The organism is Vulgatibacter sp. (genome assembly GCF_041687135.1).
In the GTDB taxonomy this organism is placed as follows: Bacteria; Myxococcota; Myxococcia; order Myxococcales; family Vulgatibacteraceae; genus JAWLCN01.
Genome location: NZ_JAWLCN010000002.1, coordinates 47,548 through 64,491, shown reverse-complemented (window position 1 = coordinate 64,491; position 16,944 = coordinate 47,548). Strand labels below are relative to the sequence as shown.

The 16,944-nt window shown below is 72.1% G+C and carries 11 protein-coding genes; 8 read left to right on the top strand and 3 right to left on the bottom strand.

Annotated elements, in window-relative coordinates; all coding sequences use genetic code 11:
• Positions 1 to 54 precede the first annotated feature (54 nt).
• Positions 55 to 2,379: a DUF4215 domain-containing protein gene (locus tag ACESMR_RS04220; protein WP_373045343.1), complete on the bottom strand. Its 2,325-nt coding sequence runs from the start codon at positions 2,377 to 2,379 to the stop codon at positions 55 to 57.
• A 163-nt stretch (positions 2,380 to 2,542) separates the two neighbouring features.
• Here ACESMR_RS04220 and ACESMR_RS04215 point away from each other — a divergent pair, with 163 nt between their 5' ends.
• From ACESMR_RS04215 to ACESMR_RS04195, 5 genes are all read left to right on the top strand, one after another.
• The gene (locus ACESMR_RS04215) at positions 2,543 to 3,955 is read left to right on the top strand and encodes a hypothetical protein (protein ID WP_373045341.1); all 1,413 of its coding nucleotides are present in this window, start codon (positions 2,543 to 2,545) and stop codon (positions 3,953 to 3,955) included.
• Positions 3,956 to 4,110: 155 nt separating this feature from the next.
• Positions 4,111 to 5,451, top strand: coding sequence for an MFS transporter (locus ACESMR_RS04210; protein WP_373045339.1), 1,341 nt, complete (start codon positions 4,111 to 4,113; stop codon positions 5,449 to 5,451).
• Between the two features lie 101 nt (positions 5,452 to 5,552).
• Complete coding sequence (locus ACESMR_RS04205; RefSeq protein WP_373045338.1) at positions 5,553 to 6,980, top strand: multicopper oxidase family protein; 1,428 nt, start codon at positions 5,553 to 5,555, stop codon at positions 6,978 to 6,980.
• Between the two features lie 43 nt (positions 6,981 to 7,023).
• Positions 7,024 to 8,040, top strand: coding sequence for a pirin family protein (locus ACESMR_RS04200; protein WP_373045336.1), 1,017 nt, complete (start codon positions 7,024 to 7,026; stop codon positions 8,038 to 8,040).
• Positions 8,041 to 8,110: 70 nt separating this feature from the next.
• A complete protein-coding gene (locus ACESMR_RS04195) occupies positions 8,111 to 9,025 on the top strand; it encodes a bifunctional methylenetetrahydrofolate dehydrogenase/methenyltetrahydrofolate cyclohydrolase (RefSeq protein ID WP_373045334.1) in 915 nt (304 codons plus the stop codon).
• 84 nt (positions 9,026 to 9,109) lie between these two features.
• Here the strand turns inward: ACESMR_RS04195 and ACESMR_RS04190 are convergent, their stop codons facing one another.
• The gene (locus ACESMR_RS04190) at positions 9,110 to 10,267 is read right to left on the bottom strand and encodes a hypothetical protein (protein ID WP_373045332.1); all 1,158 of its coding nucleotides are present in this window, start codon (positions 10,265 to 10,267) and stop codon (positions 9,110 to 9,112) included.
• A gap of 319 nt (positions 10,268 to 10,586) precedes the next feature.
• On the opposite strand from ACESMR_RS04190, the gene ACESMR_RS04185 reads away from it, so the two are divergent.
• The 3 genes from ACESMR_RS04185 to ACESMR_RS04175 all read left to right on the top strand — a co-directional run bounded on the left by ACESMR_RS04185 (position 10,587) and on the right by ACESMR_RS04175 (position 14,957).
• Complete coding sequence (locus ACESMR_RS04185) at positions 10,587 to 11,654, top strand: c-type cytochrome (RefSeq protein ID WP_373045330.1); 1,068 nt, start codon at positions 10,587 to 10,589, stop codon at positions 11,652 to 11,654.
• Between the two features lie 91 nt (positions 11,655 to 11,745).
• The gene (locus tag ACESMR_RS04180) at positions 11,746 to 12,111 is read left to right on the top strand and encodes an SEC-C metal-binding domain-containing protein (RefSeq protein WP_373045328.1); all 366 of its coding nucleotides are present in this window, start codon (positions 11,746 to 11,748) and stop codon (positions 12,109 to 12,111) included.
• A 191-nt stretch (positions 12,112 to 12,302) separates the two neighbouring features.
• Positions 12,303 to 14,957: an ATP-binding protein gene (locus ACESMR_RS04175; protein WP_373045327.1), complete on the top strand. Its 2,655-nt coding sequence runs from the start codon at positions 12,303 to 12,305 to the stop codon at positions 14,955 to 14,957.
• Here ACESMR_RS04175 and ACESMR_RS04170 read toward each other — a convergent pair.
• The gene (locus ACESMR_RS04170; RefSeq protein WP_373045325.1) at positions 14,954 to 16,858 is read right to left on the bottom strand and encodes an Ig-like domain-containing protein; all 1,905 of its coding nucleotides are present in this window, start codon (positions 16,856 to 16,858) and stop codon (positions 14,954 to 14,956) included. The two genes, ACESMR_RS04175 and ACESMR_RS04170, sit on opposite strands and share 4 nt — an antisense overlap.
• Positions 16,859 to 16,944 lie beyond the last annotated feature (86 nt).

The following is a 16,944-nucleotide window of genomic DNA, read 5'->3' as shown; positions in this document are numbered from 1 at the left end:
TCTCCTCGGTTGGTGGGGGGCGCCGCCTCGGGCGGCGGCGCCCTGGTCTTCGGATCAGGGCGAGCGGACCTCGACGAAGTAGGGGATGATCGATTCCCACACGTCGCTGTCGTCGGTGTACTGGGTCCGGAAGTAGTAGGTGCCCGTGCTCGGCGCCGTCCAGGTGAGCAGCGAGCAAGCGCTCGCGAGGCCGCCATTGTCGTCGGTGGCCAGCTCCGTCACGCCGTCGGTGTCGTAGAGCCGGATCCGGGTGTCCGCCGAGCTGCCGTTGCCGACGGCGCAGCTCTCCGGCGCGCCGGACCAGGTCTCGATCGAGTAGGTGGCGCCGGCGGTGGCCTGGAAGGCGAAGTAGTCCTTGTCGCCGTTGAGGATCATGCCGGTGACGATCTCGTCGAGGGCGATGGGCATCGCTTCCGCAGCCGCCTCGTTTCCGTCCATCTCCAGCGCGCCGATGGCGAAGATCCGCAAGGTGTAGGCGCCGATCTGTCCACCGGGGGCGCCGTCGCTGGCGACCACCGTGATCGAGCTGCCCGCCGGCACCGTGTAGGCGAAGATCTGGCTGCCGCTCGCCCCGTAGTCGTCGTCGCCCGCAAGGCAGTTGTAGATCGGCGGCACGGGATTGAAGGGCGGATCGACGATGTGCAGGTAGCCATCCGTCCCCGGAGCCCACTCGGCGGTGAAGATGAGGAGGAGCTCGGCGGCGGTGTCGTTGGTGAACTCGTGCAGCTCGTAGTGCATGCCGGTGATCCAGCTCCGGCTGCAATCCTCGTAGGGGCGCTCCCAGACCGCGTCGTTCGCATCGAGGGAGCCGGTGAGCGTGAGCCGCTGCCCGGGGGCGGGCAGGGATCGACCCTCACGCATGCAGGTGGCGCTGCAGCCGTCGCCGCCCACCGTGTTGCCGTCGTCGCAGGTCTCCACGCCGTTGTGCACCACGCCGTCGCCGCAATAGGTGGCGGTGCAGCCGGGAGTGCAGGCGTCGTAGGGATCGGTGTTGGCGTCGTCGCAGGCCTCGACGAAGGGCATCCGCTCGCAGACGATCGTGTCGAGCATCTCGCCGGCGTCGCAATCGTCGGTGGTGTCCGCGTCGTCGCTCGCCTCGCACGCGTACCCGTCGCAGGACCAGTTGGCGGCCTGCGGCATCACCTCGTCGTCGGCGCCGACGCCGCTGCCCCAGACCACCGAGACGGCGCGCCGGTGGCCGAGGGCCTGGCAGATGCCGTGCTCGGGCGCCTGCGGATCCCGATCGACGTAGAGGTTGCAGGGACCGGAGCAGGAGGCGCCGTCGTGGCAGACGTGGCCGGTGGCACCGTTCGGGTTGGTGACCACGGGCGTCACCACCGTCACCGTGCCCTGCAGCGGCGTGTCGACGCTGCCGTTGCCGCAGAAGGTGAGCAGGCAGGCGCTGTCGCAGGTGTCGCCGTCGAGGTTGTTGCCGTCGTCGCATTCCTCGGTGGAGCGGAGGATGCCGTCGCCGCAGCGGGCCAGCGTGCAGCTCCGCAGGCAGAGATCGGAGTCGTCGTCGTTGCCGTCGTCGCAGGCCTCGCCGCTGTCGGCGACGCCGTCGCCGCAGGACGGCGCGGTGCAGTTCAGCCTGCAGGCGTCCGCGCGGCTGTTGCTGTTGCCGGCGCCGTCGTCGCAGGCCTCGCCCTCGTGGAGGATGCCGTCGCCGCAGCGCGGGGCGGCGCAGAGGGTGGTGCAGCCGTCGGTCTCGTCGTCGTTGCCGTCGTCGCACGCCTCGCCGCTGTCGGCGACGCCGTCGCCGCAGGCGGGGGTGGCGCAATCGGTCCTGCAGGCATCGGGCGCCTGGTCGCTGTTCGCCTCGCCGTCATCGCAGGCCTCGTCTCCCTGGAGGAAACCGTCACCGCAGCGCGGCGGCTGGCAGAGGCTGGTGCATTCGTCGTCCTCGTCTTCGTTCGCGTCGTCGCAGGCCTCACCCGTGTCGCGGACGCCGTCGCCGCAGCGCGCCGCCGTGCAGTCGCTCCGGCAGGCGTCCGCTGCGGTGTCGCTGTTGGCGACGCCGTGGTCGCAGGCCTCGTCGCCCTGCACGTGGCCGTCGCCGCAGGCCGGCAGGGCGCAGGTGCTGGTGCAGCCGTCGGTATCGACGTCGTTGCCGTCGTCGCAGGCCTCCGCGCCCTCGTGGACGAAGCCGTCGCCGCAGCGGGCGACCTCGCAGCCCGAGGTGCAGGCGTCGCCGTCGACGTCGTTGCCGTCGTCGCAGCTCTCGCCCGCTTCGACGACGCCGTTGCCACAGAGGGCGCCGCCGCCGCTGCCTCCGGCGCCGCCGCTGCCGCCGCTCCCCCCTGGCGCGAGCTGCTCGCCCTGTTCGCCGCATGCGGCAAGGAGCAGCACCGCCAATCCCAGGAATTTCACTCTGCGCACGGATCCCCCCGATGCGCGGCGCGCCGCGCCGCTGGTGAAATGCGAACCGATGGAAAAGGGCGTCAGCCTAGCGAGGGCTGCAGGCGAGGGGAGGATGCGACGAAGCACCCCTTGTCACGGCCACGTGCCTTCGTGCATGGTCGGCGGTCGCTTTGGAGGCGAGATGAAGCACCGCACGATTTTCCGCCTGGCGGCGATGGCCATCCTCGCTGCCTCGATCGCCGCCACCGGCTGCAGCGACGACGAGCCGGGGGCGCTCCCTGGCGGAGGTGCCGGCGGCATCTCCGGCACCGGCGGGAGCGGCGGCGCCGTCGGACCCTCGCCGGAGCTGGTGGAGCTCTGCGACCGGGCCTGCTCGGTCCGCGTCGCCTGCACCGGCGACTACGAGCCGGACCAGGAAGAGGCGTGCAACGCCTCGTGCCTGCGCGCGCAGCCGCAGCAGGCGCTCCTCGACGAATGCGTCGCCTGCCTCGAGGAGGTCGCCTGCGAGGGCGCGCGCCTCGCCTGCCAGCACGGCCTGGCCTGCGACATGGCCTACGACCTCGTCGTGCGCGGCGTCGCCTTCGAGGCGCTCGAGGGGCGCAGCGTCCGCGTCCTCGTCGCCGAGTCGATCGAGGGGGAGCGCTGGGTCGATTTCGCCCGCGAGGTCGAGGTCGAGAACGGCGCCTTCGACGTGCGCTTCGTCGGTGGCCTGCCGAGCTGGGGCATTCCCTTCGACGTGGTGGTCCTGGCGGATGCCGACGGCGATGGTGCCTGCACGCAGGACGTCGACCGCGCCTGGCGGATCGGGATCGGCGAGCCGACCCGCAACCACGAGGTGGTGGTGCGGGGCGATGCGCCGCAGCGGCCGGACGATTGTGCCTACTGGACCGAGGCCCCCAGCGAGATCGTGCTCGAGGGCGGGGGCCTCGAGGCCTGGGAGGGCAAGTCGGTGATCGCCGCGCCGGTATGGGTCGACACCACCTTCCTCACCGTCGGCGGCTTCGTCACCCGCACCGTCGAGGACGGGCGCTTCCGGCTCCGGGTCGGCGACTTCGGCGATTACGTCGAGGAGATGGCCCCGGACAGCGAGATCGGAATCGCCTGGATGGTCGACCTCGACGGCGATTGGACCTGCACCGCGGCCGACGCGGGCGGTTACGGCAGAATTCCGGAGCCGGATGGCCTGCTCCAGCTGGTGGAGGCGACGCCTGCGGACGTGGGCAGCGCCCCCTGCGAGCTCCTGCGTGGCCTCGGCCACGACGTCCGTCTCGTGGGCAGCGGCTACGCGGCCTTCGAGGACGCAGCCGTCGAGGCGGCGGTGATCGGTGCCGATGGCCTCGTCGACGGCTGGGCCCGCTCCACGGTGCGCGACGGCGCCTTCACGCTGGTCTTCGAGGGGGCCGCTGCCGACGGCGGCTCCTACCAGGCGGCGATCTGGCTCGATCGCGAGGGCAATGCGGTCTGCGAGATCCCGCCGGATGCTGCCTGGCGTTTCGACCTCGGCACCATCGAGGACGATCTCCGCCGCGAAGTTCCCTTCACCGGCGAGGCCAGCGAGGCCTCGCTCTGCACCCTCTTCGCCGAGATGAAGTAGGGGGGGCAGACCCCCCTTGCGGGGCGGGCCAAGAGCGCGGAGAGTGTCGCGCCATGGCCTCTCCCAGCGCAGTCCAGCCGTCGGCGCCCGTAGCCGCAGAACCCTCCCTCGTCGACAGATTCCTCGTGCTCCGCGGGGCGCCCAGAGAGCTCTGGGTGATCTACGCCGCCAAGCTCCTCGAGATCGTCGCCTACGGCCTGATGACCGGCACGGTCATCCTCTGGCTCTCCGCCGATCTCGGCTTCACCGACGCTGGGGCCGGCGACGTCTACGCCTGGTGGTCGACGGGCATCTCCCTGGTGACGCTGCTCGTCGGCTCGCTCACCGACACCATCGGGATCAAGAAGTCCTTCATCCTCGGCTTCCTGATCTGCGTGGTCACCCGGGCGGTGATGGCGGGGACGAGCGAGCCGTGGATCGCGCTCACCTTCGGCCTCTTCCCCGGCGCAGCGGGCATCGCCCTGATGGTCCCGGTGATGACCGCTGCGGTGAAGGCCTACTCGAGCCCTGCACAGCGCTCGATGGCATTCTCGATCTACTACGCGCTGATGAACGTCGGCTTCGCCATCTCGGGCTGGGTCTTCGACGCGGTCCGCAGGTCGATGGGGGAGTACGGCACCGCCCACATGCTCGGCATGGAGATGTCGACCTACCGGGTGCTCTTCCTCGTCGCCTTCGTGGCGACGGTTCCCGGCCTGATCATCACCTGGCTCCTGATCCGCGAGAAGGGCGAGGCCGCCCCGCAGGGCTCGGTCCTCGGCACCGTCACGGAGACCGCGCGCAAGACGGTGAGCACCTTTGCCGGCGTCTGGAAGGAGAAGACGTTCTACCGCTTCCTCGGCTTCCTCGCGCTGGTGGTCGGCGTGCGGCTGGTCTTCTACCACATGCACGCCACCTTCCCGAAGTTCGCCATCCGCGAGCTCGGCGAGGGTGCGCCGATCGGACAGCTCTGGGGCGTGCTCAACCCGGTGCTGATCGTGCTGCTGGTGCCGCTGGTCGGCGCCCTCACCGGCAGGATCTCGTCCTACACCATGGTGCTGGTCGGCACCGCGATCTGCACCCTGGCGGTGGGCTTCCTCGTGATCGATCCTTCGCACTACCAGGGGCTGGCCGACGGCTGGCTAGGCGACCTCATCGCCCACAGATGGCTGGGCGTCGCCGGGCCGGTGAACCCCTGGTACGTCTCGATCGCGCTCTTTGCCGTGCTCACTTCGGTGGGTGAGGCCTTCTGGTCGCCGCGCCTCTACGAATACACCGCCGCGATCGCGCCGAAGGGGCAGGAGGCTTCGTACATGGCCCTCTCGCTCCTGCCCTACTTCGTGGCGAAGTTCGGCGTCGGCATGCTCTCGGGCAGGCTCCTCGCCGCCTTCGTGCCCGAGACCGGCGCGCGCGATCCCTCGATGCTCTGGCTCATGGTCGCGGCAATGGCCGCGGTTTGCCCGGTGGGCCTCCTCGTCTTCCAGCGGCAGCTGCGCGTGAAGGAAGAGGGCCGCTGACGGCGCGGGGCCCTCGCGGTGTAAGCGTTCCCGTCGCCGCGCGTCCGCCCTCCGTCCCCCCGTGCACCGCCGTGCGCCGGCTGTGGACGGAGACCATGGGAATGAGGGCACGAACGAACTGGATCCTCGTCGCGGTAGCGTTGGCGGCGGGAGCCTTCGCCGGCTGGCTGATCGCTGCAGCGGTGGAGCTGCGCCCCGATCCCGTCCGTGCGGCACTCGCCGCCGAGCCCGGGGCGACCCTTCCCCGGGCGGCGGCGACGGGCGTGGTCCACGAGGTGGAGCTGGTCGCTGCGCCGGCGACCCTGCCGCTCCTCGACGGCAGGTCGCTCGAGGTCTGGGCCTACGACGGCCAGGTGCCCGGGCCCACGCTGCGCGCCCGGGTGGGCGACACCCTCCGCGTGCGCCTGCGCAACCAGCTGCCCGTTCCCACCACCATCCACTGGCACGGGATCCGGTTGCCCAACGGGATGGACGGCGTCCCCGGGGTGACCCAGCCCGCGGTGGAGCCGGGGGCGTCCTTCGTCTACGAGTTCGTGCTCCGGGACGCTGGCACGTTCTGGTACCACCCCCACCTGCGCGGCAGCGAGCAGGTGGAGCGCGGGCTCCACGGCGCCCTCGTGGTCGAGCCTGCCGACGCTCCGCCACCGCGGGAGCTCGTCTGGATCCTCGACGATTGGCGGCTCGCCGCCTCGGGACAGATCGACGAGCGCTTCGTCACCAGGCACGACCTCGCCCACGACGGACGCTGGGGGCAGGTCACCACCGTGAACGGCAGGGTGCTCCCGTCGTTCGAGCTGCGCGCCGGCGAGGTGACGCGCCTGCGGCTGATCAACGCGGCGAACGGCCGCGTCTTCGCGCCGGACTTCACCGGCTTCGACGCGCGGGTCGTCGCCTTCGACGGCGTCCCGGTGGACGCGCCCCTGCCAGCTGGCAGGCTGGAGCTGGCGCCGGGCAACCGGATCGACATCGAGCTGCGGCCGCGGGCGGAGGATGCGGGCCGGCAGCTGCGCATCGAGGATCGCTTCCCGCGGCGGGCGGTGGGACTGGCCGCCCTCGACGTGGTGGGCGCCGCGCAGGAGGAGCCCTGGCCGCAGCATCGCGTCGCTGCGGCGCCGGTCTGGGCGAGCGCCGTCGACCTGGCGCCCGATCACGTCTTCGATCTCGACGCCGCTCGCGGGGGGCCCGACGGGATCGTCTGGCGGATCGGCGGCAGGGCCATGCTCCACGGGGAGGACCACGGGGCCCACGAGCCGGCGGCGACGCTCCACGAGGGCGAGTGGACGAAGCTCCGCTTCGTGAACCGCAGCGGGCGGCTCCACCCGATCCACCTCCACGGCCAGTTCTTCCGGGTGGTGGCCCGCAACGGCAGGCCGGCGGCGGAGGGCCACTGGCGCGACACCGTGCTCCTCCGCCCGCGCGACGTGGTCGACGTCGCCCTCGTGCCCGAGGAGGAGGGGCGCTGGGTCCTCCACTGCCACGTGATGGAGCACCACGACGCAGGGATGATGACGCTGGTCGAGGTGCGCTGAAGATGCGGCGCGCCGCCGCCGCGGGGATTACGCTGGGAGCATCATGAGCAGCCCCATTCTCGAGACCGCCCCGCTGGGCTTCCAGTGGCCCACCGTCGACCCCTTCCTCTTCTGCGTCCACCACGACGACGCCTACCCCGCGGGCAACGAGCAGATGGGGCCCGACGCGTCGCTGGCGGGGCGGCAGATCGGCCAGGACTTCGAGCCCAGGGACGGCTGGCGCATGTACCACGGCCAGACGATCCCCGGCTTTCCCGGCCACCCGCACCGCGGCTTCGAGACGGTGACGATCGTGCGCCGCGGCCTGATCGACCACAGCGACTCGCTGGGGGCTGCGGCCCGCTTCGGCGGTGGCGACGTGCAGTGGCTCACCGCCGGCGGCGGCGTGGTCCACTCGGAGATGTTCCCGCTCCTGCGGCGGGACGCGCCCAATCCCCTCGAGCTCTTCCAGATCTGGGTCAACCTCCCCGCTGCGAACAAGCTCGCGCCCGCCCATTTCTCCATGCTCTGGAACGAGAAGCTCCCGAGGGTTCTGCATACCGACGAGGCGGGGCGGCGCACCGAGGTGACGGTGGTGGCGGGCGAGCTCGAGGGGAACAGGCCGCCTTCGCCACCGCCGCACTCCTGGGCCTCGCAGGCCGGGTCGCAGGTTGCGATCTGGAACATCCGCCTCGAGCCCCGGGCCCGCTGGACCCTGCCGGCGGCAGCCGACACCGGCGTGGTGCGCACGCTCTACTTCTTCGCCGGGCCGTCGCTGACCGCCGCCGACCGCGCGCTCGACGGCCACGTGGCGATGGTGGTCCAGCCGGACGCGCCGATCGAGCTGCAGGCCGGGGACGGCGCCTGCGAGCTGCTCCTGCTCCAGGGAAGGCCCATCGGCGAGCCGGTGGCGCAGCACGGTCCCTTCGTGATGAACACCCGCGCCGAGCTCCAGCAGGCCTTCCTCGACTACCAGCGCACCCGCTTCGGCGGCTGGCCCTGGGACCGCGAGGATCCGGTCCACCCGCGGGAGGAGGGGCGCTTCGCCCGCCACGCGGATGGGCGGATCGAGCGGCCGTGATCCCAATCGGAGCTTCCGCTTCGCAGTGCGGGGCTTGAGCCCGGCGCCGCTCCCCTGTAAGGAGCGCCGCATGGCCGCCACCCTCATCGATCCCAGCGTTCTGGCAGAAACCTACCGCAACGAGATCCGCGCCGACATCGCGCGGCTCTCCCGGCCGCCGCTCCTCGTCGGCATCCTGAGCGCCGAGGAGGGGCCTTCCCGGACCTATGCGGAGTACACCCGCAAGGCCTGCGAGGCGGTGGGCGTCGGCTTCGATCTGCGCATGCTCCCGCGGATGGAGGTGGAGGCGGCGATCCGCGCCGCCAACGCCGACCCGCAGGTGGACGGGATCATCGTCTACTACCCGGTCTTCGGCACCGACCAGGACAACTACCTCCGCGACTCCGTCGACCCGATGAAGGACATCGAGGGGCTCCACCCGCATTGGGCCCGGGCGCTCTACGAGAACCGCCGCTTCGTCGACGAGGCGAAGACCAAGAAGGCGATCGTGCCGTGCACGCCGCTCGCGGTGGTGAAGCTGGTGGAGGCCACCGGCGTGGGCAGCGGCGGCCCCCGGCCCCTCGAGGGGAAGAAGGCGGTGGTCTTCAACCGGAGCGAGGTGGTGGGCAGGCCGCTGGCGGCGATGCTCGCCAACGACGGCGCCCGGGTGATCTCCTTCGACGTCGACGGCCCGCAGCTCTTCGTGCCCGCTGGCGCCGAGCATGCCCACCGCGTGGAGGAGATCCGGATCGACCGGGCCACCGCGCTGGCGGAGGCCGACGTGGTGATCACCGGTGTTCCGTCGCGGCAATTCGAGCTGGTGCGCGCCGACGAGATCCTGCCGGGGGCGGTCTGCGCCAACTTCTCCACGATCAAGAACTTCGCCGACGACGTGGTGGAGAAGGCCTCGGTCTTCATCCCGCGGGTGGGGCCGATGACCGTGACCATGGCGCTGCGCAACATCGTGCGCCTGCGCATGCAGACCGAGGGGCTGCAGGCGCGGTAGCCGGCGGCCGCTTCGCGACGGGCAAACGAAAAGGGGTGCGGCTGCCTTCGCCGCACCCCTTCGTTCTTCAGAACAGCGTCGGCGCTACGGGCAGGTGAGGCCGCCCACCAGGTCGAGCACGAAGCCGGCGGAGTCGCCGCTCGTCACGTGCTGGCCGGTGACGTCGAGCACCTTCACGAAACGGATCCCGTTGGCGAGCAGGTCTGCTGCGTCGGGATCGGCGGCGAGGCAAGCCAGATCGAAGCGCGTCACCTCGCCGCAGGCGTGGCCGACGAAGACCCAGTCGCTCTCCGCCGGGGCGACGTTCGCGTCGGCGCCGGGCGCTGCCCAGATCTCGGCGAGCGGAGAGGTCGGGTCGCAGCTGGCACCGGGCTCGCTGAGGATCTGGAGCTCGTGCCTGGGCTCCTGCGTGGTGCCGGCCTCCGGAACGACCACCGGGAAAGCGAGCTTGATCCAGCCGTTGACGCCGAGGTTGAAGAAGTTGCCGGTGGGGCCGCCGCCGACCGCGTTGTCCGGGTTGTTTCGATCCGCCGGGTGCGTCGCCGCAGGGTCGAGGAGGGTGCCACCCTGCAGGTAGTGACCGAGGCCGGTGAGGTGGTCGTATTCGTAGTGGCCCCAGGGGTTGATCCCGGTGTCGGTGAAGCAGCGGTTCAGCTCGGCAGGACCGGCGTCGCTGCAGGCGATCTGGCCACCGCCGGTGCCGCCCGTGCCCGTACCGCCGGCGCCACCCGCTCCACCGGCGCCGCCCGCTCCACCCGAACCGCCCGTGCCGGACGTGACCGCACACGAGGGGCAGGTCGCCGAGGCGTCCTCGCTCTCGCACGAGGCCGTCGCGTGGAGCGCGTGCACGCGTTCCACGTCGATGTTGCTGAAGCAGACGTTGTGGCTGCCCGGCGATGCCTGCACCACGAACTGGAAGAGGCTGGCGCTGCCGCCGAGGAGATTGCACTGCTGCCGGATCGTGTTCGAGCGCGTGCCGATCCAGGCGCCGCCATCCACCTGCACCTCGACGTCACCGGTGCCGCACGGCGTGCCTTCCACACCGACGTGGGTGAGGTTGGTCGTGCCGGTGAACTCGAAGCAGGTGACGTTGGTGCCGCAGACCAGGGTGGGCGACGCAGGCTGGATCGCCGCGCTCTGGAGTGAGCCGACCCCGAGCCCCCCGTCTTCGTCGATCGCCACACCGCAGGCGCCTGCGATGGCGAGGGCTCCGATTCCCAGTCCGAACTTCAGCTTCGTCATGATTCGCTCCCGCTCGGGGGCAGGCACGCGGCAGTCGCCGGTGTGCATGGCTCGCAGCCCGGCGGGACCCCCTGTCTCCCCGGGTGCGCATCGGTGATCTTTGGGCGCACACTAGCCGACAGCCGAAGGGGAGCTGCATCCCATACCGGGGGGCTATCGGTCGATTTCTCCCCCCTGAATGGGGAGGGCCACACTGCAGGCGAACCGTATTCTTTGGGTATTCGGAAAGTGCCGGCACCCGATTGCGACCCGCACGCTCTCCTGCCAGCTTGGAACGCGTCACCGGCGCCGCCAGTCGGGACCAGCGAGGGGAAGCACGATGGCCATCCGGATCCTGTCTCTCATCGTCGCGGTGCTCGTCGCCGCCTGCGGATCGGTGGTCGAGCCAGCGGGGCCCGGGGGAAGCGGCGACGGTCTCGGCAACGGCGGGGCCGGCGGCAGCGGCGGCCCGGGGACGGGCGGCACGGGTGGTGGCATGGGCGAAGCCCCCGCCGAGGTCCAGCAGGGCGCCGCGCTCTTCGCCACCCATTGCCAGATGTGCCACGGGCCCGAAGCCAGCGGCGGCGCCGCCTACCCGGCCTCCCTCGCCGGCCGCACGGGGATCGCCAGCCAGGTCCGCAACGGCAGCGCCGGCATGCCCGCCTTCGACGCCTCCCGCCTGGGCGACGACGACATCGCGGCGATCGAGGCCTGGCTCGTCTGGTTGGCGGAGCCCGGCAACGGCGCCGGCGGCGCAGGCGGCGGCGCCGGTACCGGCGACCCCTTCCTCGACCATTGTGCCGGCTGCCACGGCGCCACCGGCGAGGGCACCAGCCTCGCCCCGCAGATCCGCTCTCCGCACGAGGGCTACGCCGCCTGGGTGGTCCGCAATGGCCGCGACAGCATGGGCTACCAGCAGCCGATGCCCGCCTTCTCCGAGCAGGCGGTGAGCAGCGCCGACCTCGACGAAATCTTCACCTTCCTCCAGGGCCAGCCGATGCCGGCGGACGGGCAGGGGCTCTACCTGCGCTTCTGCGGCAATTGCCACGGCAGCGACGGGCGGGGCGGCGTTGCCGGCGAGAGCGCCAGGGACGACGCGGGCGAGCGGGACGATTTCCTCAGGACGGTCCGCGAGGGAGACGACGGTGCCGGCTACGGCGATCGCCGTGGTTACATGCCCGGTCGCGGCAGGGGCGAGCTCACCGACGAGGAGGTGGAGCGGATCCGCCAGTACCTCCTGGGCGCGACCAGCAGCGCCGACGGCCGCTACGACGACGAAGACGACGAAGACGACGAAGAGGACGGCGGCGACGACGACTCGGTCGGCTGCGCCAGCGCCGGTGGCGACCTGGGCCTCGCAGCCCTCGGCCTCTCCGCCGCCCTCGCCTCGCTCCGCCGCTCGGTCTGATCCCGTTGTTCCGGCATCTCCCCGAGCGCCTGGCTGTTGTCGGGGCAACTTCGGCGCGGCACAATCGCGCGAACTGCCGGAAGGAGACGAGATGAAGATCGGCCGGAACGACCCCTGCCACTGCGGAAGCGGCAAGAAGTACAAGAACTGCCACCAGAAGGCCGCCGCCGAGGGGAAGGGCGATTGGTCGAAGTCGGCCCTCTACGTCATCGCCGCGCTGCTCGTCCTCGGCGCCGGCGGTTTCGTCTACGGGATCGTCGCGGGCCCCGACGACGGCAGGATCTGGTCGGCGGAGCATGGCCACTGGCACAACGCCGACGGCACCGAGCTCGGCACGTCGCAGGCCAACTTCGTCCCGCAGCCCCCCGGCCCCGCGCCGGAAGGGCAGGTCTGGTCGAGCGATCACGGCCACTGGCACGACGCAGCCACCGGCCTCGCGGTCGGCGGCGCCGAGTAGTCCGGCCTGCCGTCGAAGCAAGCAAGGCCCCGCATCGCCAGCAGGCGAGTGGGGCCTTTTGCGATTCGCGGAGGATCACCTGGGTACGACGTGTGGCCGGCGCCGTTTCGAAGGCCGCGCAACTTCCCCGGCGCTACCGGATGACCCGACCCGCCCGGTCACGTAGGATGGCTCCCGAAGTTGGAGGGGGCGTGGCCAGCAGCAAGAGCATCCGGGGGATCGACCGCACACCGTTCGTCGGGCGCAGATCGGAGCAGGCCTTCCTGCTCGAAGCGCTGGCGAGGGGAGCGCGACTCGTCTCCCTGGTGGGCCCGGCGGGAATGGGCAAGACCCGCCTCGCCCGTCGCATCGCATCGGCGATCGATCGGGACGAGCCGCCTGCAGGCGGCATCTTCTTCTGCGATCTGACCGAGGCCCGGAGCGAGGAGGACCTTCTCGCCTCCGTCGCGACGTCGCTCGGACTCTCGCTGCGCGGCGGCGCAGGCGGCGGCGTGGGGCAGCTCGTCCGGGCCGTCGCCGCCCGGGAACCGCTCCTCCTCCTCCTCGACAATTTCGAGGCCCTGGTCCCTGCGGGGCTCGCCTGCATCGAGTCGCTGCTCGACGGCACCAGCGAGCTCCAGATCCTCGTCACCTCCCGCATCCGCCTCGATCTCGACGGGGAGAACGCCTTCGAGCTCGGGCCGCTCCAGCCGGAAGAGGCGGTGCAGCTCTACGAGCAGCGCGCCGCTGCAGCCTGGGGCGATCGGCGCCGGGATCCCGGCGAGGCCGCGGTGGTCGAGGAACTCGTGCGGCGCCTCGACTGCATCCCGCTCGCCCTCGAGCTCGCTGCCGCGCGGATCCGGGTGCTGCCACCTGCCGATCTCCTCGGCAGGCTCTCCGATCGCTTCGACATCCTCCAGGGGCCGCGCCGCGGCAGGCATACCTCGCTGCGCGAGGCGCTGGCCTGCTCGTTCGAGCTCCTCTCCCTCCACGAGCGGGAGGCGCTCCTGCAAGCCTCCGTCTTCCGCGGCGGCTTCACCCTCGACGCCGCCGCCGGGGTGCTGCGCCTCGGCGAGGGAGCGCCGCCGATCCTCGACGCGCTCGAGGGGCTGCGGGACAAATCGCTCCTTCGCCTCGAGCAGGGCACGGCACCGCGCTTCTCCCTCTACGAGAGCGTCCGGGAGTTCGCCGCAGCGGAGCTCGCCGCGAGCGGCGGCCGTGCTGCTGCCGAGGCGAAGCACGCGGCCTGGTTCCTCGCTGCAGCGGAGCGCTGGTCGCCGCCGGGCGGCGGCGCGAACGGCGTGGCCGAGGTGGCGAAGCTCCAGTCGGAGCGGGAGAACCTCCTCGTCGCCCACGAGCGGACCCATGCGGAGGATCCCGCCACCGCCACCCGGATCGCCCTGGCCCTCGGCCCGCTCGTCCTCCTCCAGGGGCCACCCACGTCCGAGATCGGCCTCTTCGAGCGATCGGTCGATGCGGCGCGGCGCAGCGGCGACCCGCTGCTGCTCGCCCGGGCGCTGCGTGCCCGGGGCAGCGCTGCAGGGCGCCACGGGCGGCCCGCCGACGCGCGCACCGATCTCGACGAGGCGATGGTCCTCGCGGCGGCAGCCGACGAGAAGCTGCGCGCCCAGCTGCTGATCGAGTCGGGCAAGCTCCACTGCATCTCGGGTGATTTCGACGGCGCCCGCGCGGAGCTCGGCCAGGCGCTCGACCTCCTCGGCGGCGCGCATCCCTGGCTGCGGGGGATGTCCCGCAACATCCTCGGCATGGTCGAGGAGCGCTGCGGCAGGCTGGAGGAGAGCGCCGCGTCCTTCGAGGCGGCCCTCGGCCTCTTCCGCGCCGCAGGCAACGTGCGGCTCGAGGGGCTCGCGCTCCTCAACCTCGGCGTCGTGCGGGCTGCTGCAGGCCGCCTCGAAGATGCCCGCGCGCTCCTCGAGGAGTCGCTGGTGCTGATCCGCGCCGTCGACGACCGCGCCACCGAGGCCGACGCCATCGTCGATCTCGGCAGCGTCGAGCTCACCGCTGGCAGGCTCGACGAGGCGGAGCGCCACCTGCTCCAGGGCCTGGAGCGCGAGCGCCGGGCGGGCAACCGCGCCTTCGAGGCACTCGCCCTCGGAAATCTCGGCCTGGTGGCGCAGGAGCGGCGGGAGCTGCGCCTCGCCTGGCGTCGGCTCCGCGAGGCCCTCGATCTGCTCCAGGCCTGCGGCGAGCCCAGGTACCGGGCGCTCTTCCTGCCCTTCTTCGCTGCGGCGGAGGCGGCGCTCGGGCTGCAGGAGGAGGCGAAGAGCGACTTCGCTGCGGCCCGGGCCTTCTTCGAGCCCCTGGGCGATCGCGGAAGCCTCGCCACCATCGCGGTGCTCGAGGGCTTCCTCGATCTCGTTGCCGACGGGGATGGTGAGGCGCTCGCGCGGGCGCGTCTCGCTCGTTCCCACGAGGCGCCGGTCGCCTCCGCGGAGCTGGCGTTGGCGCGCCGCCTCGTCGCCGCCGCGATCGAGGCACGAGGCGCCGGTGCGCCGGCGCGCGAAGGCGCGGTGGAGCAGCACGACGGCCTGGTAATCGAGGGCGATGCTGCGGGCTTCCAGCTCCAGGGCGGCGCTCCCGTCGATCTGCGCCGCCGCGGTCCGCTCCGCAGGCTGCTCCAGGCCCTGGTGGAGCAGCGGATCCGCATGCCGGGCGTGGGCCTCACCGCAGAGCAGCTCTTCGCCGAGGGGTGGCCCGGCGAGCGCATCCTGGCCTCCGCCGCAGCCAACCGGGTCTATACGGGCATCCGCGCGCTCCGGGCCATGGGGCTGCACGAGGTGCTGCAGCGGCACGCCGAGGGCTATCTCCTCGACCCCGACGTGCCGCTCCACCGCGCCCGGCGTTAGAACGTCGGGACCGGGGTGCCGGGCTGCGCCACCGGCCAGGGGATTGCCGAGAGGGCGGGGCCGCCGCCGAAGCCCCAGCCGGACTCGCCGGTGAAGCCGCTGCCCCAGCAATAGGTCTCGCTGGCAGCCGTGCGGGCGCAGGTGTTGTTGTTGCCGCCGGTCTCGATCGAGGTGAAGGCGAGGTGGGTCTCGACCTCCGCCGGCCCCTCCACCTCGCCGATGTGCCCGACGCCGAGCTGGCCGCTCATATTGTCGCCCCAGCAGGTGACGCCGCCGGTGTCGGCCAGCGCGCAGGTGTGGTGGGCGCCGGTGGCGATGTCCACGGCGACGATCCCCAGGGCGACCTCCACCGGCGCGCCGACGCCGGGGCTCGGCTCGAGCCCGACCTGGCCGAAGGCGTTGTTGCCCCAGCAGTGGACCGCACCTGCGGCGGTGATGCCGCACACGTGGGTGCCGGTCATGTCGAGCTTGGTGAAGCGGACCTCGGTCTGCACCGGCTGCGGCGCGAAGGCCACCTCGCTCTCGACCCAGGGCTGGCCGCTGCCGAGCTGCCCTGCCATGTTGCTGCCCCAGCAGAGCGCCTCGCCCGCTGCGGTGAGGCCGCAGGTGGCGTTCAGCCCGCCGACGAGCTGTACGAAGCGGTGGCTGCCGCCCAGCGGGGTGGGGGTCGCCGCGTGCTGGGCACCGGTATCGCCGAGCCCGAGCTGTCCCTCGAAATGGCTGCCCCAGCAATAGGGCGGGCTGTCCATCTCGCCGGCGCCGGGCACGATCAGGCCGCAGGTGTGGAAGGCGCCCATGGCGAGGGAGGCGAAGCGGTGATCGCCGAGGACCTCGTAGGGGATGACCGTGCCGCCGACCTCGCCGACCTCCTCGTGGGTGCCGAGCTGGCCCATGTCGTTCAGGCCCCAGCACCAGGCCTTGCCGTCCGCCTCGAGGGCGCAGCTCTGGTACATGCCGGTCGCGACCCGGGTGAAGGTGCGGTCGGTGAGCACCGGCGCCGGGGTGGGGAAGATGTCTTCGGCGCTGCCGACGGTGCCGTCGCCGAGCTGGCCGAAGTAGTTCCAGCCCCAGCAGTGGGTCACGCCGTCCGCGGCGACGCCGCAGCCATGGGCGCCGGAGATCGCCAGGTGGTCGAGGACGAGGCCCGCGGGGATCGCGGCGAGGTCGCCGACGTCGACCCGCGCGGCGCCGGCCCGGAAGGTGTCGTCGTTGCCGGCCTGCACCACCACCGAGCCTGCGGCGGTGCCGGTGACCAGGCCCGACTCGTCCACCGAGGCGACGTAGGGGTTGCTCACCGTCCAGGCGAACGAGACCCCGTCGATCTCGTTGCCGTTGCGGTCGAAGGCCCGCGCGGCGAGCTGCACCGTCGCGCCCGGCTCCACCGCGACGACGGCCGGCTCGATCTCCACCCGCTCGATTCGGGCGCTCTGCACCTGCAGCGCGACGCTGCCGACCTTGCCGCCGGCGTGGGCCTCGATATCCACCAGACCGGGGGCGAGGCCGCGGACCACGCCCTCGTCGTCCACGGAGGCGACGGCGCCGTTGCCGCTCACCCATTCGACCGCAGCGTCGGGGAGGCGCCCGCCCTTTTCGTCGTAGACGCGCGCGACCAGGAAGCGCTCGTCGCCGGCCCGGAGCACGAAGCAGTTTCCGACGCAGGAATAGTCGGGGTGGAGGTCGACCACGACGTGGCCAACCGGCGTCTCGGTGCTGCCGCCGGCGCCACCGCTCCCCGCGGTGCCTCCGGCGCCGCCCGCACCTCCGGCTCCGCCGCTCCCCCCGGAACCACCAGCGGCGCCGGCGCCGCCCGAACCGCCGCCCTGCGGGGGATCGACCCGATCCTCCGTCCCACAGGCTGCCGAGAGAACGAAGATCAGGAAAAGAACGAGTGCGCGAGACATGGCCCCTCCTTGCTCGCGCCATCTTCACCGGGAGGCCGTGCGGCCGGAATCTTCAAAAGTCTGAAAAGCGGTCGGAGGGGGGGCGT

What these genes read in the sequence shown, in the direction of transcription:
- ACESMR_RS04180 (WP_373045328.1), top strand. Translation starts at nt 11,746, where the DNA reads ATGAAGATCGGCCGGAACGACCCCTGCCACTGCGGAAGCGGCAAGAAG.
- ACESMR_RS04205 (WP_373045338.1), top strand. Translation starts at nt 5,553, where the DNA reads ATGAGGGCACGAACGAACTGGATCCTCGTCGCGGTAGCGTTGGCGGCG.
- ACESMR_RS04170 (WP_373045325.1), bottom strand. Translation starts at nt 16,858, where the DNA reads ATGTCTCGCGCACTCGTTCTTTTCCTGATCTTCGTTCTCTCGGCAGCC.
- ACESMR_RS04200 (WP_373045336.1), top strand. Translation starts at nt 7,024, where the DNA reads ATGAGCAGCCCCATTCTCGAGACCGCCCCGCTGGGCTTCCAGTGGCCC.
- ACESMR_RS04190 (WP_373045332.1), bottom strand. Translation starts at nt 10,267, where the DNA reads ATGACGAAGCTGAAGTTCGGACTGGGAATCGGAGCCCTCGCCATCGCA.
- ACESMR_RS04195 (WP_373045334.1), top strand. Translation starts at nt 8,111, where the DNA reads ATGGCCGCCACCCTCATCGATCCCAGCGTTCTGGCAGAAACCTACCGC.
- ACESMR_RS04185 (WP_373045330.1), top strand. Translation starts at nt 10,587, where the DNA reads ATGGCCATCCGGATCCTGTCTCTCATCGTCGCGGTGCTCGTCGCCGCC.
- ACESMR_RS04215 (WP_373045341.1), top strand. Translation starts at nt 2,543, where the DNA reads ATGAAGCACCGCACGATTTTCCGCCTGGCGGCGATGGCCATCCTCGCT.